At 65.2% G+C, this 24,207-nt stretch carries 20 protein-coding genes, 1 tRNA gene and 1 pseudogene; 13 read left to right on the top strand and 9 right to left on the bottom strand.

The features are described from left to right. The first annotated feature begins 65 nt into the window (after positions 1–65). Positions 66–1,402: pseudogene (locus tag D5041_RS20890) on the top strand (IS4 family transposase). A gap of 55 nt (positions 1,403–1,457) precedes the next feature. On the opposite strand, the gene aroC reads toward D5041_RS20890, so the two are convergent. The 3 genes from aroC to D5041_RS20875 form a co-directional block, all read right to left on the bottom strand. Further along, complete coding sequence (gene aroC, locus D5041_RS20885) at positions 1,458–2,555, bottom strand: chorismate synthase (protein WP_265282759.1); 1,098 nt, start codon at positions 2,553–2,555, stop codon at positions 1,458–1,460. A gap of 41 nt (positions 2,556–2,596) precedes the next feature. Then, on the bottom strand, positions 2,597–3,049 hold the full coding sequence (locus D5041_RS20880; RefSeq protein WP_265259287.1) for a CBS domain-containing protein: 453 nt from the start codon (positions 3,047–3,049) through the stop codon (positions 2,597–2,599). Between the two features lie 122 nt (positions 3,050–3,171). Continuing rightward, the gene (locus tag D5041_RS20875; protein ID WP_010107897.1) at positions 3,172–4,413 is read right to left on the bottom strand and encodes a YihY family inner membrane protein; all 1,242 of its coding nucleotides are present in this window, start codon (positions 4,411–4,413) and stop codon (positions 3,172–3,174) included. 21 nt (positions 4,414–4,434) lie between these two features. Between D5041_RS20875 and D5041_RS20870 the strand changes: the two genes are divergently transcribed. From D5041_RS20870 to D5041_RS20825, 10 genes are all read left to right on the top strand, one after another. After that, a complete protein-coding gene (locus D5041_RS20870) occupies positions 4,435–4,869 on the top strand; it encodes a DUF2069 domain-containing protein (RefSeq protein ID WP_265259285.1) in 435 nt (144 codons plus the stop codon). A gap of 13 nt (positions 4,870–4,882) precedes the next feature. Continuing rightward, positions 4,883–6,301 carry an FAD-binding oxidoreductase gene (locus tag D5041_RS20865; protein ID WP_265285662.1) on the top strand — a complete coding sequence of 473 codons (1,419 nt, stop codon included), beginning with the start codon at positions 4,883–4,885 and terminating at the stop codon, positions 6,299–6,301. Between the two features lie 67 nt (positions 6,302–6,368). After that, on the top strand, positions 6,369–8,453 hold the full coding sequence (locus D5041_RS20860; RefSeq protein WP_265259283.1) for a ribonuclease catalytic domain-containing protein: 2,085 nt from the start codon (positions 6,369–6,371) through the stop codon (positions 8,451–8,453). Continuing rightward, a complete protein-coding gene (locus D5041_RS20855) occupies positions 8,450–9,313 on the top strand; it encodes an energy transducer TonB (protein ID WP_265282762.1) in 864 nt (287 codons plus the stop codon). Before D5041_RS20860 ends, D5041_RS20855 begins: the two co-directional genes overlap by 4 nt. Positions 9,314–9,355: 42 nt before the next feature. Further along, a complete protein-coding gene (aroE, locus tag D5041_RS20850) occupies positions 9,356–10,198 on the top strand; it encodes a shikimate dehydrogenase (RefSeq protein ID WP_265285661.1) in 843 nt (280 codons plus the stop codon). Next, the gene (mtgA, locus tag D5041_RS20845) at positions 10,195–10,944 is read left to right on the top strand and encodes a monofunctional biosynthetic peptidoglycan transglycosylase (RefSeq protein WP_265285660.1); all 750 of its coding nucleotides are present in this window, start codon (positions 10,195–10,197) and stop codon (positions 10,942–10,944) included. Before aroE ends, mtgA begins: the two co-directional genes overlap by 4 nt. A 39-nt stretch (positions 10,945–10,983) precedes the next feature. Next, complete coding sequence (locus D5041_RS20840) at positions 10,984–11,199, top strand: hypothetical protein (RefSeq protein ID WP_265285659.1); 216 nt, start codon at positions 10,984–10,986, stop codon at positions 11,197–11,199. Then, positions 11,196–12,356: a ParB/Srx family N-terminal domain-containing protein gene (locus D5041_RS20835; protein ID WP_265285658.1), complete on the top strand. Its 1,161-nt coding sequence runs from the start codon at positions 11,196–11,198 to the stop codon at positions 12,354–12,356. The genes D5041_RS20840 and D5041_RS20835 overlap by 4 nt, the downstream gene beginning before the upstream one ends. Further along, positions 12,346–13,344 carry a hypothetical protein gene (locus tag D5041_RS20830; protein WP_265285657.1) on the top strand — a complete coding sequence of 333 codons (999 nt, stop codon included), beginning with the start codon at positions 12,346–12,348 and terminating at the stop codon, positions 13,342–13,344. Before D5041_RS20835 ends, D5041_RS20830 begins: the two co-directional genes overlap by 11 nt. Beyond that, positions 13,341–14,432 (top strand): DNA methyltransferase, encoded by a 1,092-nt coding sequence (locus D5041_RS20825; protein WP_265285656.1) that lies wholly within the window; start codon positions 13,341–13,343, stop codon positions 14,430–14,432. The genes D5041_RS20830 and D5041_RS20825 overlap by 4 nt, the downstream gene beginning before the upstream one ends. Positions 14,433–14,593: 161 nt before the next feature. On the opposite strand, the gene D5041_RS20820 is transcribed toward D5041_RS20825, so the two are convergent. After that, positions 14,594–16,090: a carotenoid oxygenase family protein gene (locus tag D5041_RS20820; protein ID WP_265285655.1), complete on the bottom strand. Its 1,497-nt coding sequence runs from the start codon at positions 16,088–16,090 to the stop codon at positions 14,594–14,596. Between the two features lie 9 nt (positions 16,091–16,099). Continuing rightward, positions 16,100–16,549, bottom strand: coding sequence for a DUF2141 domain-containing protein (locus tag D5041_RS20815; protein WP_029554360.1), 450 nt, complete (start codon positions 16,547–16,549; stop codon positions 16,100–16,102). 212 nt (positions 16,550–16,761) lie between these two features. Between D5041_RS20815 and trmB the strand changes: the two genes are divergently transcribed. Continuing rightward, positions 16,762–17,505: a tRNA (guanosine(46)-N7)-methyltransferase TrmB gene (trmB, locus tag D5041_RS20810; RefSeq protein ID WP_265285654.1), complete on the top strand. Its 744-nt coding sequence runs from the start codon at positions 16,762–16,764 to the stop codon at positions 17,503–17,505. Between the two features lie 58 nt (positions 17,506–17,563). Beyond that, positions 17,564–18,607: a GGDEF domain-containing protein gene (locus D5041_RS20805; RefSeq protein ID WP_265259276.1), complete on the top strand. Its 1,044-nt coding sequence runs from the start codon at positions 17,564–17,566 to the stop codon at positions 18,605–18,607. 33 nt (positions 18,608–18,640) lie between these two features. Here D5041_RS20805 and alaS read toward each other — a convergent pair whose 3' ends face one another. The 4 genes from alaS to orn form a co-directional block, all read right to left on the bottom strand. Continuing rightward, entirely contained in the window at positions 18,641–21,271 is a 2,631-nt protein-coding gene (alaS, locus tag D5041_RS20800) for an alanine--tRNA ligase (protein ID WP_265285653.1), read from the bottom strand. Between the two features lie 202 nt (positions 21,272–21,473). Next, positions 21,474–21,550, bottom strand: a tRNA-Arg gene (locus tag D5041_RS20795). A gap of 56 nt (positions 21,551–21,606) precedes the next feature. Beyond that, complete coding sequence (locus tag D5041_RS20790) at positions 21,607–23,310, bottom strand: DEAD/DEAH box helicase (RefSeq protein ID WP_265285652.1); 1,704 nt, start codon at positions 23,308–23,310, stop codon at positions 21,607–21,609. A 302-nt stretch (positions 23,311–23,612) separates the two neighbouring features. Continuing rightward, on the bottom strand, positions 23,613–24,191 hold the full coding sequence (orn, locus tag D5041_RS20785; protein WP_010104693.1) for an oligoribonuclease: 579 nt from the start codon (positions 24,189–24,191) through the stop codon (positions 23,613–23,615). Between the last annotated feature and the right edge of the window lie 16 nt (positions 24,192–24,207).

Here is a 24,207-nt window from a genome sequence, read left to right as displayed (position 1 = left end):
CATCTCGTCATACACAAGTCCCCCGCGCATGAGCTATGCTACCTATTTCATAGCGAAAGCACACAATGAGCTGGGCAGTCACCGAATTCAAGAGCATGAACCTGGGGGACCCCAGGCGCAAACAGCGTGCGATCCACCTGATCGAGAGCTTGAGTGCCAAGCCCACAGCCAGCATTCCCCAAGCCTGCGGCGATTGGGCCGACACCATCGGAGCCTACCGCTTCTTTGGCAATGAGGCGGTCCAGTGGGAAGCCATCCTGGCGCCGCACATCGAAAACTCGGTGGCCCGCATGGCGGCGCACGAGCATGTTTTGTGCATCCAGGACACCACCGAATTGAACTTCAATGGGCAAGAGGCCAAGGGGTTGGGGCCACTGAGCTACGAGGCCCAGCGCGGCATGTACCTGCAGCCCACGTACGCCATCTCCACCTCGCGCGAGCCGCTGGGTGTGCTTGATGCGTGGATGTGGGCACGACAGCCGCGCCAGAGCGATGGTAGCCGTCCTGGCGTCAGCGAAAGCCTGCGCTGGATAGAGGGCTACGAACGACTGGCCGAGATGGCCCCGCAGTTGCCCAATACACGACTGGTCTACGTGGCCGACCGCGAGGCTGACATCATGGCCCTGATGGTGCGAGCACGTGACTTGGGCGAGCCAGTGGACTGGTTGCTGCGCAGCAAACACAACCGAGTTCTCGGAGAAGACGACAAACTGTGGAGCCGGGTGACGGCGGGTGATTCGCAGGGAGAGATTCGTTTCACCCTTGCCTCGCGCCAGGGGTCGCGCCCTCGTGAAGTGGTACAGCAAGTGTGGGCGCAAGCGCTGGAGTTGCCCGATGGCCACGGCGGGTTTGTGCAGGCCACATGCATCGTTGCCCGGGAGGAGCCGCTGGCGAATGGCGAAAAGCCCATCGAGTGGAGATTGCTGACGAACTTGCCCGTGGAGACCCTGGAGCAAGCCGCCCGGATGATCGACTGGTACCGGGCGCGCTGGGAGATCGAAATGTTCTTTCATGTGCTCAAGAACGGTTGCCGGATCGAAGCCTTGCAGTTGGGCAGTGTCAGCAAGATAGAACGCGCGGTGGTGTTGTACATGGTGGTGGCGTGGCGCATTGCCCGGCTGATGCGACTGGGGCGTAGTTGCCCGCAACTGGATGCGCAACTGATGTTCGAGCCCGACGAATGGAAAGCGGCGTACATCCTGAACAAGCAAGAGTTGCCCAAGGAGCCGCCCACGCTCAACGAGGTGTGCGGCTGATTGCCAAGCTGGGGGGCTTTCTTGCGCGAAAGCGCGATGGTGAGCCCGGAGTCAAGACCATCTGGCTGGGAATGCAGCGCATTTTTGACTTTGCCGCTGGCATCAGGTTCTGTCGGGAACTTCAGATTCAGGGGACTTGTGTATAACGAAATGGGCCAGGGGCCCTCAGCTGCGCAAGCTGACCAAGAGAGGCAGGGCGGCTTACAGAAACGACGCCTGGATTGGCGGCCCTGGCGCCAGCACGTCGGCGCATTGGGCGCGGTGGCGCAGTGCATGGTCCATGAGCACCAGGGCCAGCAGCGCCTCTGCAATGGGCGCGGCGCGCAGGCCGACGCAGGGGTCGTGGCGCCCCTTGGTGACGACCTCGGTGCTCTTGCCATGGATGTCGATCGACGCGCGTGGGCTGGCGATGGAACTGGTGGGTTTGATGGCCAGGCTGACCTCCAGGTCCTGCCCGGTGCTGATGCCGCCGAGCACGCCGCCCGCGTTGTTGCTGGGAAAGCCCTCGGGGGTCAGGGAGTCGCCGTGCGTGCTGCCGCGTTGCGCGACGCTGGCAAAGCCCGCGCCGATCTCCACGCCCTTGACGGCGTTCAGGCCCATCATGGCGTAGGCGATGTCGGCGTCGAGCTTGTCGTAGAGCGGCTCGCCCAGGCCCACGGGAACGCCCGTGGCCTGCACGCGGATGCGCGCACCGCAGGAGTCGCCCGCCTTGCGCAGCGCGTCCATGTAGTCCTCGTAGCGCGCCACGTCGGCCACGGGGGCGAAGAAGGGGTTGGCGCGCACGTGCTCCCAACCCTCGAACGGGATGACGAGCTCGCCGAGTTGCGCCATGCAGGCGCGAAACCCGGTGCCGTAGCGCTGGGCCAGCCATTTCTTGGCCACCGCACCCGCGGCCACCGTGGGCGCCGTCAGGCGCGCCGAGGAGCGGCCGCCGCCGCGCGGGTCGCGAATGCCGTATTTGTGCCAGTAGCTGTAGTCGGCGTGGCCCGGGCGAAAGCTCTGGGCAATGTCGCTGTAGTCCTTGCTGCGCTGGTCGGTGTTGTGGATCAGCAGCGCAATCGGCGTTCCCGTGGTCTGGCCCTCGTAAACGCCGCTGAGGATCTGCACTGCGTCGGGCTCGTTGCGCTGCGTGACGTGGCGGCTGGTGCCGGGGCGTCGCCGGTCGAGGTCGGCCTGGATGTCGGCCTCGGACAGCGGCATTGCGGGCGGGCAGCCGTCGATGACGCAGCCAATCGCCGGGCCGTGCGATTCACCAAAATTGGTGACCGTGAACAGGGTTCCAAAGGTATTGCCGCTCATGGCGCGCGATTATGCCCGCCGCCTGCGCAGGAGGCCGCCCCTCAGTCGCTGCCCGCGGTCTGCTCGGGCCAGTCGCGGATATAGGCCTTGAGCATCTTGTTCTCGAAGTTCTGGCTGTCGACCACGGCCTTGGCCACGTCGTAGAAGCTGATCACGCCCATCAGCAGCTTGCGCTCCATCACGGGCAGGTAGCGCGCGTGGTGATCGAGCATCATGCGGCGCACCGCGTCGATGTCGGTTTCCAGCGTGCAGGTCAGGGGCGCGTCGTCCATGGCCGATCGCACCGGCAGCGCGGCGACGCTGCCGCCGTTCTTCACCATCGCCAGGATCACCTCGCGGAAGCTGAGCATGCCCACGAGTTCGCCCTGCTCCATCACCACCAGCGAACCGATGTCGCGTTCCGCCATGACGCTGACGGCGTCCGCCAGCGGCTCGTCCGGCGCGGCGGTGTAGAGGGCGTTGCCCTTGACGCGAAGAATGTCGCTGACTTGCATGGCGGCGGGTTTCCAGGAGGGCAGGAGGGCAGGGGAGGGTGGGGCTCAATATAGCCCACAATGCCCGCCCGAATCGAGGCATAGGGGGAAACCACGGGACGCGCCAGATTGTCCGAAGCGGGCTAATCCTTCAGCACATCCGCCATGCGCAAGGCGTCCAGCCGGGCGCTGGCCCATAGCGGCTCCAGGCTCTGTTCCCGCTGCAGCAGCAGGCGCTGGAGCAGCGGCTCCAGGAGGGTGTCGTGCGGATCCGCGAGCAGCATGTAGCGCGCTTGCAGTGCATCGGACGCGCCCACTGCCGCATCGCTCACCTGCCCGATCCAATCGAGTGCGCTCAGCGCCTCGAGCACGGGCTGCAGCTGCAGCACGTCCACGCGCAGCCGCTGCGCCAGTTGCCCGGGGCGCAGGCCCTTGGTCGCCTGCTGGCGTGCGCGCTGCAGTTCCTGCAGCACCTCCAGCGCGAGTTGAAAGCTCCAGCCGGGCCCCGTCGTGCAGCGCGCCACCCCGGCCAGCAGGCTCGGCAGGTAGGCCGCGATCACCGCCCCGAGCAGCACGATGACCCAGGCCGTATAAATCCACACCAACAGGATCGGCAAGGTGGCAAAGGCCCCGTAGATCACCGAATAGGTGGGCACCTTGCCCAGGTACAGCGCCAGCGCCTTTTGTGCCAGTTCGATGCCCAGCGCGACGAAGACGCCGCCCGTCCACGCGTGCCGCCAGCGCACCGGGGTATTCGGCACGTAGTGGTAGAGCGCCGCCATGCCCCCGGCGAGCACCACGAACTGGATCGAGTCGAACAAGAATTGCACACCGTCGGGCAGGCGCTTGACCAGCCCGCTGGAGGCGGACATCACATACGAGGTCAGCGCCAGGCTCGCGCCCATGAGCAAGGGGCCCAGCGTGATGGCGGCCCAGTAGATCAGCACCCGCTGACCCAGCGGGCGCAGGCGTTGCACGCGCCAGATGTCGTTGAGCGTGCGGTCGATGGTGAGGATCAGCGCCAGGGCCGTGGCCAGCAGCGCGCTCAAACCCACCGCACCCAGGCGGCTGGCCTGGGCCGCGAACTGCGTGAGGTAGCCCAGCACCTGGCGCGAAATGCTGTCGGGAACCAGGCTGCCTACGAGCCAGTTCTGCAACGCATCCTGCAGCTTGCCAAAAATGGGAAACGCCGTGAACACCGCCAGCGCCACCGTGAAGAAGGGCACCAGCGCCAGGGTGGTGGTGAAGGTCAGGCTGCTGGCCGTGAGCCCCAGATGCTCTTCGCGAAAGCGCGCGCGCAGGGCCTGCGCGGTGGTTTTCCAGGGAAAGTGCGACAGCCTGGTCACGCACAACTCGATGCGCCGGGCGGCTGAGAGAAGGGACATGGCCGATATGATGCCACCTCAATGACTGCGTTGCCCTCCGCTTCTCCCGCTCCCGCCGCTGCTTTCTCCCGCCACCCCGTACCATGCGGCCGTGGCGTTTCCGCCACGCGCTGGTTGGCTGCGGGCAGCCTGTTGGCGCTCATCGTTTTGTGCCTGGCCTGGGAGCTGGTGCTCGCGCCCGTGCGCCCCGGCGGGTCGTGGATTGCGCTCAAGGCGCTGCCGCTGTGCCTTCCGCTGGCCGGAGTCCTCAAAAAGCGCATGTACACCTACCGCTGGCTGAGCCTGGTGATCTGGCTCTACTTCACCGAAGGCGTGGTGCGCGGCTGGGCAGACGGGCCCCCCGCGCAGTGGCTCGCCTGGGGCGAAGTCGCGCTGTGCCTGCTGCTGTTCGTGGCCTGCACACTGCACGTGCGGCTGCGTCAGCGCAATGCCCAGGCGGCCGCGCAGGCTGCCTGAGGCCCCTTGCCCCATGGCCGATCTCCTGGACACCCTGCGCCACCTGGTCGGCCCCGCCCAGGTGCTCACCGACGGCGATCTCTGCGCCTGGGAACAGGACTGGCGCCGCCGCGTGCGTGGCAAGGCCCTCGCCGTGGTGCGCCCGGGCAGCACGCAGGAAGTGGCGGCCGTGGTGCGTGCCTGCGCCGCCGCAGGAACGTCCATCGTGCCGCAAGGCGGAAACACCGGGCTCGTCCAGGGCTCCACGCCCGATGGTTCGGGAACACAGATCGTGCTGAGCCTGCGGCGCATGCACGCCGTGCGCGGCATCGACGGCGACAACCTCACGCTGAGCGCAGAGGCCGGCTGCATCTTGCAGAACCTGCAGGACGCGGCGCAGGGTGCGGGGCTGCTCCTTCCCCTGTCTCTGGCTGCCGAGGGCAGTTGCACCATTGGCGGCAACCTCGGCACCAACGCCGGTGGCACCCAGGTGCTGCGCTACGGCAATGCGCGCGACCTGTGCCTGGGCCTGGAAGTCGTCACGCCGCAGGGCCAGGTGTGGGACGGCCTCAGGGGCCTGCGCAAGGACAACACGGGCTACGACCTGCGCGACCTGTTCATCGGCAGCGAGGGCACGCTGGGAATCATCACCGCGGCCACGCTCAGGCTCTACCCCGAACCCGTCGCGCGCCTGACCGCCTGGGCCGCCGTACCCACGCTGGAACACGCGCAGGCCCTGCTGGGCCTGGCGCACAGGCGGCTGGGCGCGGGCCTCACGGGCTTTGAGCTCATGGGCCGCTTCGCACTCAGCCTGGTGGGCAAGCACATGCCGCAGCTGCGCGTGCCCTTCCTGGAGGACGGCGGCGTGCCCTGGTGCGTGCTGCTCGAAAATTCGGACAACGAATCCGAAGCGCACGCACGCGGGCGCTTCGAGGCGCTGCTCGAGGACGCGTGCACGGCCGCTTGCGTGAGCGACGCCGTGGTCGCCGAGAACCTCGCGCAGGCCCGGCAGCTGTGGCATATCCGCGAGAGCATTCCGCTGGCGCAGGCCGAGGAAGGCCCGAACATCAAGCACGACATCTCGGTGCCGATCGCGCGCGTCCCGGCCTTCGTTGCGCACACCGACGCGCTGCTGCAGCGCGCGATCCCGGGCGTGCGCCTGGTCAACTTCGGTCACCTGGGCGACGGCAACCTGCACTACAACGTGCAGGCCCCCGCGGAAGGCGACCCCGGGACCTTTCTGCGCGAGCAGGAGGCGCGTGTGAACCACCTCGTGTACGAGGCCGTGGCCGGTTTCGGTGGCTCGTTCTCGGCAGAGCATGGCGTCGGCGCGCTCAAGGTCGACACGCTCGAACGCTACCAGTCACCGGTCGCGCTTTCCATGATGCGCGCGATCAAGCAGGCGCTCGATCCGCAGGGGATCATGAATCCGGGGCGGGTGTTGAAAGGCTGATTCTTCTGCGTCCCCGGGCCGCTCGGGAGGGGCGGGCCGGCGCAGCGCCCGTGGGACAATCCCCGCCATGCACACATTGTTTGAAGAAGCAGGCAAGTTTCTGGCCGGCCGCATCCTGTCCGAGGCCGGGAACTCGGCGCAGATCGAGCTCGATTCGGGCAAGCGGGTCAAGGTCAGAGCCGCCAGCATGCTGTTGAAATTTGACCAGCCGGCGCCTGCCGAACTGCTGCGCCAGGCCCGCGCCGTGGCCGAAACCATCGAACTGGACCTGGCCTGGGAATTCGCCCCGGAAGACGAATTCGGCTTCGCCGACTTGGCGCGCGATTACTTTTCGGCAAACGCCACGCTGGCGCAGCAGGCCGCGGCGCTGCTGCGCCTGTACGACGCACCGCATTACTTTCGCCGCGCGGGCCGGGGCCGTTTCCGGAAAGCCCCGGCCGAAATCCTGCAGCAGGCGCTGGCCGCGATCGAGAAGAAAAAGGCCGTGCTGCAGCAGATCGACGACTGGGCGACCGCCCTGGGCCGGGGCGAATGCCCGCAGCCCATCCGCGAGCAGCTCTACAAGATCCTGTTCAAGCCCGACAAGAACGCAGCCGAATACAGGGCCGTGGTGCAGGCCAGCCGCGCCACGCACAGCGCGCCGCTCGACCTGCTGCAAAAGGCCGGAGCCATCGACTCGGCGTACCAGTTCCATTACAGGCGCTTCCTGCTGGAAAACTTTCCCAAGGGCACGGGCTTTCCCGCCGTGCCGCTGCCCGCGGGCGCCGACGATCTGCCGCTGTCGAGCGCGCAGGCGTATTCCATCGACGACTCGCAGACCACGGAAATCGACGACGCGCTCTCGGTGCAGGGTCTGGGAACGGGCAGCGTGCTGCTGGGAATCCACATTGCCGCGCCCGGCCTGCTCATCGCGCCGGGCAGCGCCATCGACCAGCTGGGCCGCGCGCGCCTGTCCACGGTCTACATGCCGGGCCACAAAATCACCATGCTGCCCGACGGCGTGGTGCGGGCCTGCACGCTGGACGCGGGCCGCGCCAACCCCGCCGTGTCCCTGTACCTGCGCATCGACGAGGCCAGCCTGGAATGCAAGGACTCGGAAACCCGGCTCGAGCGGGTGCACGTGGTCGCCAACCTGCGCCACGACGAACTCGACGGCGTGGTCACGCACGCCTGGCTGACCGACCCCGCGCTGGAGCACGAAAACGCCCCGCCGCACCTGAATGAGTTGCGTGCGCAGCTGTCCTTTGCCTACCGCCTGGCCAGGCATCTGAAGGCGCTGCGCGAAGTGGTGCGGGGCAGGCCCGAGAGCTTCAACCGGCCGGACTACAACTTTCGCCTGGCCGGTGGCGCCGGCGCCGAACCCACGGGCGACGAGCCGGTGCAGATCAGCCGGCGCCAGCGCGGCGCCCCGCTGGACTTGATCGTCGCCGAGGCCATGATCGTGGCCAACAGCACCTGGGGCAGCTGGATGGAGAAACTGGGCGTTCCCGGCATCTACCGCAGCCAGGCGAGCATGGCGCCCGGCGTGAAAGTGCGCATGGGAACCAAGGCGCTGCCGCACGCGGGAATCGGGGTCAAGGCGTACGCCTGGGCCACGTCACCGCTGCGCCGCTACACCGATCTGGTGAACCAGTGGCAGATCATCGCCTGCGCGCGCAACGGAAGAACGGCCGCGCTGGCCGCGCCGTTCAAGCCCCGGGACGCCGAACTGTTTTCCATCATCAGCCAATTCGACGCGGCCTACAGCGCCTACAACGGCCACCAGGCCGCAATGGAGCGCTTCTGGACGCTGAAGTACCTGGCGCAGAACGGCATCACCGAGCTCGACGCCACGGTGCTCAAGGAAGCTGCGGGCGGCAGCTTTCTGGTGCGCGCGGACGAGCTGCCGCTGGTCTTTCCCGTGCTGGGCGCGCAAAACCTGCCACGCGGCGCGCGCCTGAGGGTCAGGCTGGGCCAGGCGGATGAAATCGCGCTGGACGTCCACGGCAGCGTCATCGAGCGCCTGGACGACCCCGCGGACGCCCGCGGCGACGGCCCGCCGGAAGACGCCGAGGAAGAAGAAACCGTGGCCGGCCCGCTGGCCATCGCGGTGGACGTGAACGAGGCCGATGCGCCCGCGGACGCCGATCAGGCCGATAATCCGGCTCCGTGAAATCGCCCGCCTTCTTTCGCACCTTCAGCACGCTGCAACTGGCGCTTGGCGTCTCGGTGACCGTGCACGCCGCGCTCATCTCGGTGCGCTTCATCGACCCCGAAGCCTTCAACCGCACGTTCCAGGACACGCCGCTCGAAGTCATCCTGGTGAACGCCCGGTCCAGCGAACCCCCCGAGAAGGCCCAGGCCATTGCGCAGACCCATCTGGCCGGTGGCGGCGACGCCGAAAAGGGCTGGGCCGCGAGCCCCCTGCCCTATACCGCGCTGACGGCCGTCGGCGACGACTTCGAGGAAGCGCAGCGCAAGGTGGACGCGCTGCAGCAACAGCAGGTGCAACTGCTGACCCAGCTGCGCAAGCAGCTGGCGGTCCTGCCCGAACCCGATCCGCGCAAGGCCGACGAAGGCAGCGAACAGACCAGCGAACAGGAAAAGCGCCGCCAGTACGTGAAGCTATTGGCCGAAATCGAAAAGCGCATCCAGGAAGAAAACGCGCGCCCGAAAAAGCGCTACATCAGCCCCGCCACCCGCGAGGAAGTCTACGCCCTGTACTACGACACGCTGCGCCGCAAGGTGGAAGACAAGGGCACGGAAAACTTCCCCGAGCAGGCAGGCCGCAAGCTCTACGGCGAGCTGACGATGATCGTCACCGTGAACAACGACGGCCACGTGCTCGACACCGAGGTCGTGGAAGGCTCCGGCAACGCCACGCTGGACCGCCGCGCGCAAGCCATTGCACGCGCGGCAGGCCCGTTTGACGCATTCAGCGCCAAAATGCGCCAAAACGCCGACCAGATTGCCATGGTGGCGCGCTTCAAGTTCACTCGGGAGCAGACCCTGGAGACCAGCAGCGTCCGATAACCCGGCCAGCGCGGCATGCGCACCGCGGCTCCCATCCCCCCCATGAACCAAACCGTCGACCTGTACTGCGTGCTGGGCAACCCGATCGCGCACAGCCTCTCGCCCGCCATCCACGCCCGCTTCGCCGAACTGACGGGCGAGCGCATCCGCTACGAACGCCGCCTGGTGCCCGTGGACGGCTTTGCCCAGGGCCTGCGCGACTTTGCGGCCCAGGGCGGGCGCGGCTGCAACGTCACCGTGCCTTTCAAGATCGAGGCCGCCCGCTGCGCCGCCCGGTGCAGCGGGCGCGTGCAGCTTGCGGGCGCCGCGAACACCCTCAGCCTGCACGCAGACGGCAGCGTCCACGCCGACAACACCGACGGCCTGGGCCTGGTGGCCGACATCACACGCAACGCCGGCGTCCCGCTCGCCGGCTGCGACCTGCTGCTGCTGGGCGCGGGCGGCGCGGCCGCGGGCGCGCTCGGCCCGCTGCTGCACGCCGGTGCGCGCCGCATCACGCTGGCGAACCGCACGCTGGCCCGGGCCGAGGCCCTGGTGCAGGCGCACAGCGCGCTCGCTGCGCAACAGAAAACAGAGCTGAAAGCACAGACCCTGCTGCTGCCCGACGCCAGTTTCGACATCGTCATCAACGCCACCGCGAGCAGCCTCGCGGGCGCGGACGCGCCCGTTCCCGCAAGCGTTCTGCGCCCCGGCAGCCTGGCCTACGACATGATGTACGGCCCTGCCGCCCAGGGATTTCTGGACTGGGCAAGCCGCCATGGCGCGACGCCGCGCGACGGCCTGGGCATGCTGGTCGAGCAGGCCGCCGAAGCCTTTCTGCTCTGGCGCGGCGTGCGCCCGCCATCGGCCCGGGTGCTGGCCGAAATGCAGGCGCGGCCGGGATGAGCCCCAAGGCGCCGCAAGCCGCGTTGCGCTGGCTGGCGCTGGTGTTGTGCGCCGGCTTGGCGCTGCAGATTTTCTTTGTGGCACGCATCGCGGCCATGGCCGTGATCGACCCCGAATCCACCACCTTCCAGCGCTCCGAAGCCTGGACGCAGATGGCCCGCAGCGGCCAGCTGCGCTGGCGCCAGCAGTGGGTGCCCTACGCCGAAATCTCCGAGCACCTCAAGCGCGCGGTGATCGCAGCCGAAGACGACGGCTTCGTGAACCACGAAGGGGTGGACTGGAACGCCATCGAAAAAGCCTGGGAACGCAACGCAAAGGCCCAGGCCCTGGCCGCCAGGGCCCAGAGTCGCGCCCCCGAGCATCCCCCGCCCGCACCCGGAACCCGCGGCGGCTCGACCATCACCCAGCAGTTGGCCAAGAACCTGCTGCTCTCGGGCGAACGCACCTGGTTGCGCAAGGGACAGGAGTACCTGCTGACGCTGCTGCTGGAGAGGCTGCTGACCAAGCAGCGCATCCTGGAAATCTACCTGAACAACGTGGAGTGGGGCGCAGGCGTATTCGGTGCGCAGGCCGCGGCGCAGCACTACTTTCGCAAAAACGCCAACCAGCTCGCCCCCGCCGAGGCCGCCCGCCTGGCCGTGATGCTGCCCGCACCCAGGCGCTTCGAGAAAACGCCGGGGTCGGCGTACCTGACCGGGCGGACACGGACGATTCTGGGCCGGATGGGCCATGCGCAGCTGCCCTGAAAGTCGCCAGAAATTCTCAAGGCGATAATTGCCACTCCCATGCATCAGCTCCCGGATCTCAGCCAAGTCGATCGTGCCCGGAAAGATGGGCTGGGCCACGAGCAGTCGGCGGTGGGGCAGACCTCATCGCATATGCTGGAGCGCAAGCACACTATTTTCAACAAAAATTTTTGCATCATCGTCCCTGAGTATGAAAAAGGCGAGAATGTTTTTGTCAACAGGGATGTAAGGTTTGCAGTGGAGCAAGATAAATGACGAACAATGCGATCAACAAGCCTGATCAAGTACCCATGGGAAAAACAACCAAGTTCAGGTGTGATTACTTGAAGCTCGACCATGGAAATCCCCGCCTGGTGGCGATCAGTGCATGTCCGACTGATGAAAAAATCATTGCCCAACTCTATCGGGGTGAGGAACTGGAAGAACTTCTTCAGTCGATTGCAGCCAATGGTTATATCGATATCGAACCATTGATCGTTTGGCTGGATCCCTCTGATCAGAAATTTACGGTTCTTGAAGGCAATCGCAGGCTTGCAGCCATCCGCCTGTTTCGGGAGCCGGGCCTTGTCCAAGCAATCGCCAAGGATGGCCTGAAGATCAGCGTACCTGCGATCAGCGCAGACAAGATGGAATCGCTCTCTGCGGTTTCGGTTTATCGTGTTCCTGACCGGGATGCGGCGCGGTCCTTTATCGGGTTCAAACACATCAATGGTGCAGCAAAATGGGAGTCATACGCGAAAGCCAAATTTGCTGCAGCGTGGTACAGATCCGGAAATACCACATTGGAAGAAATTGCCGGAAAGATCGGCGACAAACATGACACCATCAAGAGAATGGTGTCAGCCATCTACGTTCTGGAACAAGCAGAGCACGGGGGTATTTTCTCGCTATCCGATCGAAAAACCACAAAATTCAACTTCTCACACCTCTACACGGCACTTTCCAGAACGGATTACATGGACTATTTGGGATTGAAGACTGCATGGTCCAGCTACGATCCGCAAGAAAACCCTGTTCCGGCTGACAAACTGGACCGCCTTCGGAAGGTGTTGGTCTGGATATATGGATCCAAAGAGGATGACAAGGATTCGGTCATACAGTCACAAAACCCGGACCTCAAAAACCTGGGTGAAACACTCGCAAGTGCCGAAGGTCAGCATATGCTGCTTGCAGGCCGTCCGTTGGCGGAAGCATATGCAAGCACACGACCTGCCGATGAAGTCTTTTCGTCTGCACTCATTCGCGCCCGGAACATGCTGCGTGATGCGGCTAACAGCTTGCGCGGCTACGACGGGCGTGATCAGTCACTTTTGAATGTCGCGGACGATATTTTTGTAACCGCGAAGATCGTCCGCGATAAAATGAAAGAGGAATTCAATACTGCCATAGGAGGAAGTGAAAGTGGCGGTTGAACTGTACTTTCCGCACGATCAATTCGGTACAAAAAATCCGGATTTCGATTTAGCGGCAGATTATATGGAACTGACGGCTTTTTTTGATGATCAAGCTAGATCTTTCACCAAGGATCTGATCAACGCCTCAGAAATCGGGGCTGAAAGTGATTACAGGAATGTCAATGAAGAAATGATCAATCGAGAAGAGATCGTTTCCGGCGCTGTAAGGCGCATGGAAAAGAGACGTCAAGCGCTTGGCAATTCTTGGCCGTTTGCCTTGGATGAAAATGGCGATATACTGACTTTTACAGGTCAAGACCTTTCCTATGGGCAAACTGCGTATGTTCTTTCATTGGTCTTGTCCCACCTGAAGTCGGTCTCCGAAATTCTGTCCGGTTCCGCTGTCTACCCCACCGATCTGGAGATAAAGGCTCTGCGCAAGTATTTTCAGTATTTCGCGACCGCAGCGCTGGCCGCAGAGGTTCGGGGGCGTGCATGGTCTTTTGGGTATCCACGAATTGACAGAACAAGTTTTCAGAACAAACTGAAGCAGATATGGGATTTCTTTAATGATGGAATAATCCAAACTGCACCTGGTGCATCCAATAACCCAAAGGACGACCAGATCGATATTTTCGCAGCGCGCCTGCATGACGATGGGTTACCGGGATTTCTACTGGCTGCGGCACAGGTGGCTACCGGAGGAAACTGGAAAGAGAAGTCCATTCTAGGCCATCCTCTCGTGTTTCATAAGCGCTGGTTCAGTCAACAGCCTGTCACTAATATGATATGCTATCACATCATTCCGTTTGCTCGACCCGATGACGATTTCCGCGATGACTGCCTTACTCTTGGTAATGTTCTTCATCGCATTCGAGTGCCTCGTCGGGTAGCAGAAGCGGAAGAACTTTACCAAAATGGGTTGGCGATTGAAGCATTTGATCAACTTGCCCTTGCAGTGGATTGGATCAAAGCCTATGCAACACGGAGAGCAGTCGCGGCATGAGGCATCGCTTCCACGCCATCTGCCCTTATTTTGCAATGTTTCCCGAGGCATTCGTGGAAAAGCATCTTGCGGCATCGCACTTTGACGGAGTGGTATTCGACCCTTTTTGCGGGCGCGGCACGACCGTGTTCCAGGCGCTGTTGGACGGTCGGAAAGCAGCGGGTTGCGACCTGCACCCGGTGGCAGTCTGCATCACCAGTGCCAAATGCAATCCTCCCGTCCGTGATGCAGTGCTTGCACGGATCAATGCATTGCAAGCCTTGATGATAAAAAAACCACCGCCCGCTCCAGGCGGCGACATGGCCGAGTTTTTTTCGGCATGCTTTCACGTAGATACTTATGATGCGTTGCGCTTTCTGCGGGAAAATCTGGATTGGCGCAATAATGGCACGGATGGATTCATAGCCGCACTTTGCCTCGGGGCACTGCATGGCGAATCGCATCGGAGTCCGAATTACTTCAGCAACCGGATGCCGCGAACGATTAGTACAAAGCCTGCTTATTCAGTGCGCTGGTGGCACAAACATGGGTATGTCGCCCCGCAACGTGACGTTTTCTATATTCTGCGCAATATGACCGATTTCAGGTTCAGAACCCCGGCGCCGGATGGTCGAGGCGAAATCGTTGAATCGGATGCTCGGAAAGCAAAAACGGCTTTCCCACATCTTCAAGGCAAAGTGACGGATATCATTACTTCGCCTCCGTACCTCGATACTACGAATTATCGGGAGGACCAATGGTTGCGCCTTTGGTTTTTGGGTGAAGATGCAAAGAGTTCACATGCCAGAGGCGACGGGCGACATTATAACAAGGTGCTTTACTGGCACTTTCTGAAGGAAGCCTGGGAGGGGGTGGCTCCGCTTCTCGCGCCACAGGCAAGAATTGTCGTGCGGATCGGTGGGAGAAAACTCTCGAAGGACGAGATATTCTCCAACTTGCTCAAAAGCCTGACCGGGGCAACCGGCAGGAAGGTGGAGCCCACCGACGATGGAGTGACCTCTGCGGTCAGGAAAACCCAGGCAAACAGCTTCAGAGGTGCAAAGGCATCGTCAAGCGTCGAGCATGACTTTTGTTTCATCGTGAGCTGATCGGGCCGAATGGTGAAAGGGTGGTTGATCACCAGAATTGCCCGGTTGATGCGACGGGGGCGCAGTTGCCCGCAACTCTGGATGCGTTTCAGACCATCCTTCCGGGGCGACGCCCCGGCAGAGTACGGCGCATGCCTGTCGCCCCGGTGGCAGCCCGGGCCTCAGCCCGGAACAAAAGCCCCGTGCAGGCCCAGCGGCAGTGCGTACGCAAGCGTGGCCTGCGCCACCGGTCCGGCAGCCAGGTGATCGGCCGCAAAGCAGGACAGCAGCGTCTTCTGCCTTCCGAAGTCGAACGCCGTGCCCAGCACCCAGCCCGGCCTTGTGCCGTCCGGAATGAAAACGTGCTCTTCCACGATGGCTTGCGCGCCGTAGCTGAAGCGCTGGCTGCGGCCGTTCTCGACATTCGTGCGTGCGACCGCGCCAAAGCCTGGCAGATCGGGCCGGACCTGCGTGGCATGCACCACATGGCGGTGGCGCAGGCCGACGCGGCGCGGATCGATGCGTGGAAACTCGGCTTCCAGCGGCAGCGTTTGCTGCGTGGCCTGGCCGGTACCGAGGTTCAGCGTCGCAATGCTCAGCTGCGGGCGGAGGTTTCTCACAAGGCGTGCGCGCATCACCTCGCGCAGGGTCGTGAACACCGGGTCGGCGTTGTCCGTGCGCGCGTAGTCCAGGTGAATGCGCGTGCCGCGCGGCGTGTCTTCTTCCCAGGCATTGCCGACGTGGAACAGGAAGCCCGCGGGCAACGCGAGCATCTGGCGCTTGTCCCAGTCGCGTTTCTCGACGACCAGTGCGCGCATGCCCAATTCGGGCCGCCAGACATGGGCGTCGAGAAGGCTCGCACCAGCCTCCCGGCGTTTGCCGTCGTATACCAGGGGTGGCAGCAGGAACACCAGGTGCCGCTCGGTGACGGCGAAGTCGTGGACCATCGGCAGGTCGGCCACCGGAACCACGGCTGCGCGCCGCAGCCTGCCTTCGGGTGCGATCTCGTACAGCGCCAGCAGGCCATGCTGCTGACCGGAGCCGAGCCCGAAGTTCCACACCGTCCCGTCCGGGTCCACCTTGGGATGGGCCGAGAACGGCATTCCCGCGAGGTCGGCGCGCCAGGTCTTGGGGCCCAGCGTGTCCAGCGTGCGCGCGTCGATGCGCGTGGCCGATCCGCCCTCCCAGAGCGCCAGCAGTTCGTCGCGCAGCGGCAGCACGCTGGTATTCGCCGCGTTCAGGCTGTCGGCCGACGTCGGCGGCTCGACGCCCGGCAGGATGCTGCCGAAGGCCTCGAACAGGCGACGGCCGGCGCGCAGTTCGGCCACGCGCTTGGGCGTGGCGACGTAGCGGCCCTGGTGCCGCACGTCGGTGCCGTCGATCACGAAGCGGTGCAGCATGCCGTCGCCGTCGAACCAGTGGTGGTAGCGCTCGCCGCCGAGGTCGTGGCCTGCCGGGCCGATGCGCAGCAGCGTGCCGGTCACGGCGTCAGGGAAGCGCCCGCGCACGCTGGCACGGGTCAGCGGCAGGTCGCCCGGGGGCGTCGCGTAGCCGGTTTTCCAGGGCACGGTGCTCGCCTCGAATAGGGCTTGCCAGTCGTCCGTGCTGGCGGCACGCGCCAGCGGCGCCAGCAGGGGCAGGGCGCCGGCCAGCAGGCGCAGGAGTTCGCGTCGTTCCATGTGGGTCTTTCAGTGCAGATGGATCACGGCCTGCAGGTCGGCCGCGTCGACGCGGATGGCTGCGGCGTCGAAGTCGGGCGCGCCGAACTTGCCCTTGGCATCGTTCGAGAAGCCGTAGCGCTCGGTCGGCAGGCCTATGAGGTTGGTGTCGAGCTTGCCGTTGCCGTTCTCGTCTGCGAACACGCGCAGCGCGTAGTGGCCGGGCGCGAGCCCCGGGAACACGAGGCGGGCCTTGCCATCGCGCATCGGCGCGGTTTGCACGGCCATCGGCTTGCCATCCGCGTAGCTCGCTGCATTGTTGTGCAAACTGGCATAGAGCGTGGCTTCGCCGGCCGGGCCATGCGCAATATCCAGGCTCAGGTCGGCGGCAAGGGTGCTGGCTGGTGCGAGGATGGCAATGCGGCACAGGGCGCGCATGGCCGGGCGGGACAGGAGAGAGGAAAGAAGGGGAAGATGCATGGTGATCGCCGGATGGGTGGAGACGGGAGGCCCGACGATCCCGCATGCGGCCAGCGCTGCCAAGCGCCATGCGACGAAATGCCGAATGCGGGCGCGAAATGCATGCTGCGGGCGCCCAAGCGTTCCGCCCTGATGGGAGCCGCCCAAAGCCACACCACATTTGCATCTCTGACGCATTGGCAAGTGGCTTGCGGCGGAGTGACGAAACTACAATGGGCTCCATCGTGACCGCACCGACCCATGCTCTGGCCTCCCCGGGCGCTGCGCGCGCCGCAGACGCCCCGTTCCATCCCCGGACCATCAAGAGTTTCGTGCGCCGCGCGGGCCGAGGCACCGCAGGCCAGGCCCGGGCCGTCGAAGAGCTGGGTCCCCGCTTCGTTCTGCCCTACGCCCCGGCCGCGCTCGACACCGTTGCCGCGTTTGGCCGCAGTGCCCCGCTGGTGCTGGAGATCGGCTTTGGCATGGGCGAGGCCACGGCGCATATCGCCGGCTTGCGCCCGGAAGATGATTTCCTGTGCTGCGAGGTGCACGAGCCCGGCGTGGGCGCGCTCCTCAAGCGCATGCGCGAGCAGCAGCTGACGAACATCCGCATCGTGCAGCACGACGCGGTCGAGGTCATCGGGCACATGCTGCCCGAGGGCTGCCTGGACGGCGTGCACATTTTCTTTCCCGATCCCTGGCACAAGAAGAAGCACCACAAGCGCCGCCTGATACAGCCGCCGCTCGTGGCCCGGCTCGCGGCCCGGATCAGACCCGGCGGCTACCTGCATTGCGCCACCGACTGGCAGTCCTACGCCGAGCAGATGCTGCAGGTGCTCGGCGCCGAGCACCTGCTGCGCAACACGGCCGCCGGCTTTGCCCCCCGGCCCGACTACCGGCCCCGGACCAAATTCGAGCACCGGGGTCTGCGGCTTGGGCATGGCGTGTGGGATGTGTTGTTCGTGCGCCGCATTTGACACCGTGTGGCATTGACACCGTGCATTGACGCCATGTCATGCCCTCTGCTCCGCGACCATGAAGCCCATTCTCCGGAACTTGGTCGAAATGACCGGCCACCGCGACCATTTGCGCCTGGAGGTGTCGGTGCTGTCCACGCTGCAGCAGCTCAGCGGTGTCGTCGAGGTGCGCGCGCTGGAACTGTTCACCACGGCGGGAACGCCGCACGTGCGCCCGCGCACCTGGGTGGAGCAGGGTCGTCTGGTGTCCACCGACTCCGAGGCCGCCGCCGACCCCCGGCGCGAAGCCCTGGTGCATTACCCGGCCCTGCGCGCCTGCGTGGCAAACCGTGGCACCAGCGCCCTGGCGGCGGTACGCAAGGGCGGCCACACGCTGTGGCTGCCGGTATGGACGCAGGACCAGGTGAACACCTGCCTGGAGATCACGCAGTTGCAGCCGTTCTCGGCGCACAAGCTGAATGTCATCGAGGGCGTTTTTCAGGTCTATCAGAACTACCAGAGTCTGCTCGACTACAGCGAGCGCGACGCGCTCACCGGCCTGTTCAACCGCAAGACCTTTGACGAGCAGTTCTCGCGCCACGCGGTGCCCCGCCTGAACTGCCGAACGATCGTGCAACCGCTTGCCGCGGACGAGGAGCCGGCCGCCGGTGAACCCGTGCAGCAATGGCTGGCCGTCGTGGACATCGACAACTTCAAGCAGGTGAATGATCACTTTGGCCACCTGTATGGCGACGAGGTGCTGATCCTGATCGCGAACATCCTGCGCAGCGCGTTCCGCAGCCACGACCGCATCTTCCGCTTTGGCGGCGAAGAGTTCGTGGTGCTGCTGCGTTCGACCACGCTGAACACGGCGCACAAGGTGTTCAACCGGTTGCGCACGAGCGTGCAGGAGTATCCGTTCCCGCAGGTTGGCCGGGTCACCGTGAGCCTGGGCTTCGTGGGCACCGTCAAGGGCTCGCCGGTGGAAATCCTGGGTCAGGCCGACCAGGCTCTCTACCACGCCAAGAAGCACGGCCGCAACCGGGTCTGCTTCTACGACGACCTCGTGGCCAGCGGCGAGCTCGCGGCCAAGGTGGCGAACGACGACGTCGAGCTGTTCTGAGCGCAGCCGGCAAGCACCGCCGCGCGCTGCGCGTCAGAGTTGCTGCGCGACCCACCCCGCCACGGACGCCAGCGCCGCGGGCAGCTTGGCGGCATCGGTACCACCGGCCATGGCCAGGTCGGGTTTGCCACCGCCCTTGCCACCGACCTGCCGGGCCACGAAATTCACCAGTTCGCCGGCCTGTATGCGGTCCAGGCTGTCCGCGGTGACGCCCGCGGCCAGTTGCACCCTGTTGCCGTCCACGGCGGCGAGCACGATGGCGGCGCTTTGGAGTTTGTTCCTGAGCTGGTCCAGGGTGTCGCGCAGGGTCTTGGCGTCGGCGCCGGGCAGCGCCGCGGCCAGCACCTTGATTCCCTGCACGTCCACGGCCCGGGTCAGCAGCTCGTCGCCCTGGCTCGACGCGAGCCGGCCCTTGAGCGTGGCGACTTCCTTTTCCAGCGCGCGCGCGTTCTCCAGCGCCTGGCCGATGCGGCTGTTGAGTTCGGTCAGCGGCGCCTTCAGGGTGCTCGCGGCTTGGTTCACGGTGTCTTCGAGCTGCTGCAGGTAGGCCAGCGCGTTGGCGCCGGTCACGGCCTCGATGCGGCGCACGCCCGCGGCCACGCCGCCTTCGGCGAGCACCTTGAACAGGCCGATGTCGCCGGTGCGCTGCACGTGCGTGCCGCCGCACAGTTCGCGGCTGTTGCCGATGTCGAGAACGCGCACGCTGTCGCCGTACTTTTCGCCGAAGAGCATCACGGCGCCGGTCTTCTGCGCCGACTCGATGTCCATCACGCGGACCTGCGTGGGCTGGTTGGCCAGGATTTCCGCGTTCACCAGGCGCTCGATCTCGCGCAGCTCGGCGCCGCTCACGGCCGCGTTGTGCGCGAAGTCGAAGCGCATGCGCTCGGCGTTCACCAAGCTGCCTTTTTGCTGCACATGGCTGCCGAGCACCTCGCGCAGCGCCTTGTGCATGAGGTGCGTCGCCGAGTGGTTGCGCGCGGTGGCGGCGCGCATGGCGTCGTTCACCTGGGCCTGTACGGTGTCGCCCACGTTCAGCGTGCCCGCTTCGAGCGTTCCGTGGTGGCCGTAGACATCGGCCCGGATCTTGAGCGTGTTGCCCACGGCAAAGCGCGCCGCTGCGCTGCTGATCAGGCCCGCGTCACCGACCTGACCGCCGCTTTCGGCGTAGAACGGGGTGCCGTCGAGCACCAGCACGCCATCCTGGCCCGCGCCCAGCGCTGCGCTGCTGCCTCCGTCCACATAGATGGCGAGGATTCTTGCGCTCTGCGCCAAGTGCTCGTAGCCATTGAAATGGTTTGCTGCGCCGCTGTATTCGAGCGCCCGCTCCTGCTTGAATTTGCCGGTGGCGCGGGCCTGGGTTTTTTGCCTTTCCATGGCCCGTTCAAAGCCGGCCGCGTCAACCTCGACGCCGCGCTCGCGGCACACGTCGGCCGACAGGTCGAGGGGAAAGCCGTAGGTGTCGTGCAGCTTGAACGCCAGGTCGCCGGGCAGCAGCCGGGCGCCGCCCGCGAGCGCCGCGTCCAGGATTTCCATGCCGTTCGCCAGGGTCTCGAAGAAGCGCTCTTCCTCGGCCTTGAGCACCGCGGTGATGCGCTGCTGCTGCGCGCGCAGCGCGGGGTAGGCGTCACCCATCAGGCGCACCAGGTCGGCCACGAGCCGGTGCAGGAAAGGCGTTTTGCGGCCCAGCTTGTAGCCGTGGCGGATCGCGCGGCGCAGGATGCGGCGCTGCACGTAGCCGCGGCCCTCGTTTCCCGGGAGCACGCCGTCGCTCACCAGGAAGGCGCTGGCGCGGATGTGGTCGGCGATCACGCGCAGGCTCTTGTGGCCCAGGTCCTTCTCGCCCGTCTCGCGCGCCGCGGCCGCGATGAGCGCCTGAAACAGGTCGATCTCGTAGTTGCTGTGCACCTGCTGCAAGATGGCCGCGAGGCGCTCCAGACCCATTCCGGTGTCCACGCAGGGCGCGGGCAGCGCAGTGACCGAGCCGTCCTCGGCCATGTCGAACTGCATGAACACGTTGTTCCAGATCTCGATGAAGCGGTCGCCGTCTTCCCCGGGGCTTCCCGGGGGGCCGCCCGGGACCCCGGGGCCATGGTCGTAGAAGATTTCCGAGCAGGGCCCGCAGGGGCCGGTGTCGGCCATCATCCAGAAGTTGTCCGACTTGTAGCGCCCGCCCTTGTTGTCGCCGATGCGGATCACGCGTTCGGGCGGCAGGCCGATTTCCCGGGTCCAGATGGCGTAGGCCTCGTCGTCCTCGTGGTACACCGTGGCCAGCAGGCGCTCGGCGGGCAGTTTGTAGACCTCGGTCAGCAGTTCCCAGGCCCAGCGCAGCGACTCGCGCTTGAAGTAGTCGCCAAAGCTCCAGTTGCCGAGCATTTCAAAAAAGGTGTGGTGGCGCGCGGTGTAACCCACGTTCTCCAGGTCGTTGTGCTTGCCGCCGGCGCGCAGGCAGGCCTGCACGGACACCGCCCGCTTGTAGGGGCGCCGGTCGTTGCCCAGAAACACGTCCTTGAACTGCACCATGCCCGAGTTGGTGAACATCAGCGTCGGGTCGTTGCCCGGAACCAGCGGGCTCGAGGCCACCACGGTGTGGCCCTTGGCGACGAAGAAGTCCAGAAAGCTCTTGCGGATGTCCGCAACCGAAATCGAAGGCGTGGCGTTTGTCATGGGCAGGAGGGGCCGGGGGTATGCGCTGTGGCCCGGTTCGGTTGCGCAAAGCCTTGGATTCTATCGGGGCGGACCCTGCGCGCGGGAACTGTTAGTCCCCGAAGACGCGCGGCAGATTGGGGCGATTGGGAGGTCTGCGGGCCATTGCGCGGCCCCAAGAAAAAAGGACCTGGCCCCTTGGGGGAGCCAGGTCCTTCGGTTCTGGTGCGGCTGGCAGGAATCGAACCCACGACCCCTTGGTTCGTAGCCAAGTACTCTATCCAGCTGAGCTACAGCCGCGAAGCCGCGAATTCTAGCATGCTTTCCCGCCCTGAAAAGTCTGCGCAGCGAATGGATCAGCGTGCGTGGCGCTTGCGGGCGTCATGCGCCGGCCTGGCGCCGCCCACTGTCTTGGCAAAACCGGGCTTGCGCGGTGCAAAGTTGCCGCGCGGTGCGCCCGCGTCGCCGTGGGGCGCGAAACCGCCGCGCCCGGTGCCGCCAGGGCCCGGCTTGCGCTCATGGCCGTGTTGCGGAGCAGAGCCATGGGCGTGGCGGTCGGCAAAATGGCCCCGGTCCGGTCCCCCGAACTTGCGCTCGCGGCGATCCCGCTCCGGGCCGCCACTACCACCCGGGCGACCGCGGCCGGCAAAGTCCCTTCCCCGGGGGGCTGCCTGGGGGCTGCGCTGCGCGGGTTCCATTCCGGGAATCACTTCGGCCTTGAATTGCTGGCGGCTGTACGACTCGATGTCGTAGATCTTGCGGCGATCGCGGAACTCGGCAAAGGTGACGGCCAGACCATCGCGGCCGGCACGGCCGGTGCGGCCAATGCGGTGGGTGTAGTCCTCCGCCTTCATGGGCAGGCCGAAGTTGAACACGTGGGTGATCGTGGGCACGTCGATACCGCGCGCGGCCACGTCGGTCGCCACCAGAATCTGCACCTGCCCGGCACGCAGCGCCGTCAGGCGGCGGTTGCGCAGGCTCTGGCCCAGCGCGCCGTGCAGCGCCACGGCCGAGAAGCCTGCCTGCTGCAAATCGTTGGCCAGCGCGTCGCACTCCACCTGGGTGCTGGCGAACACGATGGCTTGGTTGATCGTGGTATCGCGCAGCCAGTGGTCGAGCAACTTGCGCTTGTGCTGGGCGTTGTCGGCCCAGTACAGCATTTGCTGGATGTTGGCGTGCTTTTCCTGTGGGGAATCGATGGTCAGCTTCTGCACGGACGAGCCGCCGTCGTGCATCACGCGCAGCGCCAGCTGCTGGATGCGCGGCGCGAATGTGGCGCTGAACATCATGGTCTGCTTGCGCTCGCTGGTGAGTTGGTTCAGTTCGGCCAGATCGTCCGAGAAACCCAGGTCGAGCATGCGGTCGGCTTCGTCGACGACCAGGAATTGCACTTGATCGAGCTTGATCCGCATCGAGCGCTGCAGGTCCAGCAGACGCCCCGGGGTTGCCACCACGAGGTTGGCGTTCTGCAGCCTGGCGATCTGCATCTGGTAGGGCATTCCGCCCACCACATTCGCCACGCGCAGGCCGCGGCAATGCTTGACGAGGTCGATGGCGTCGTGCGCAACCTGCTGGGCCAACTCGCGGGTCGGGCACAGGATCAGGGCACCGGGCGTGGCGGCCTTGAGGTTGCGTGCGCTGCCAGGGTCCCGGCGCTTGGCGCGCTTGGGAGCAGGCGTGTCGCAGGCAGCGGTTTCCGCCTGCGCTTGTTGCTGGATCAGCGTGTGCAAAACGGGCAGCAGAAAGGCCGCGGTCTTGCCACTGCCCGTCTGGCTGGAGACCATCAGGTCGATGAATTGCCCGGAGTCGGCGCCTGCGCCCATCGCCAGGGGAATGGCCTTGCACTGCACGGCGGTGGGCCGGGTGTAGCCCAGGTCGGCAACGGCCTGCACCAGTTCGGGCGCCAGGCCCAGTTCCACAAAGCCATTGGGCTCGGCGGGTACCGCTTGGGCTGCGGATGGAGCCGCGTCGGCGGTGGCGGGGGGCTGCACGCAGGGATCGGCAGCAAAGGCGGGCTGCGCAGGCGCGAACTCGCCCTGCAGCAAGGAGCTATCAGTCATGATTTTTCTCTTTCGAGGCCCCTGCAGGCTGCGCCTGCGATGGGGGCTTCGTTGATGGTTAAAAAACATCAACCATCAAACGAGACCTGCATACGCGCTCCGAGGCGCTTGAGCGGGTGGGCGTCTTTTTGCTGGTCCTGCACTGTCGCAGACAGTCGGCTGGCAAGCCCGGGTGTGTGAGGGGAGATGCACAATCCGCGCGGCAAGGGGGTTGAGGTTCCCCCGTGGTTTCCGCGCAGACGGGGATTCTCGCATGAATGGGGGTTTTCCCGCAAGGTCCGTTACACGGGCCGCCCTGCGGGTCAGAGCGCCAGCAAATGCGCGCGGTAGTGCGCCAGTTCGTCGATGGACTCGTGCACGTCGGCCAGCGCGGTGTGCCTGCGGGTCTTCTTGAAGCTGGTATACGCCTGGGGTTTCCAGCGCTTGGCCAGTTCCTTCAAGGTGCTGACGTCGACGTTGCGGTAGTGAAAAAAGCGTTCGAGATCGGGCATGTAGCGCACCAGAAAGCGCCGGTCCTGGCCGATGCTGTTGCCGCACATGGGCGCCGCGCCCTTGGGCACGTACCGGCTCAGGAAGGCGATGATCTGCCGCTCGGCTTCCTCCTCCGTGACGGTCGATGCCTTCACCTTGTCGATCAAGCCACTGCGGCCGTGGGTACCCTGGTTCCATGCGTCCATCCTGTCGAGCAGTGCGTCCGGCTGGTGGATGGCGAACACCGGCCCTTCGATGCGGGGCTCCAGGCCGGGGCCGGTGACGACGACGGCAATCTCCAGCAAACGGTCCGTCTCGGGCTCCAGACCGGTCATTTCGCAGTCCAGCCAGACCAGGTTCTGCGCGGATTGGGCCAGTGCGGGAGGGTTTGGGCTGTTGGCTTGCGACATGGCGCGCATTCTCGCC

The sequence above is a fragment of the Verminephrobacter aporrectodeae subsp. tuberculatae genome (genome assembly GCF_026127385.1).
Classification (GTDB): Bacteria; Pseudomonadota; Gammaproteobacteria; order Burkholderiales; family Burkholderiaceae_C; genus Acidovorax; species Acidovorax aporrectodeae.
Note: the sequence above shows the minus strand (reverse complement) of the source record. Positions and strands in the feature narration are given on the sequence as shown.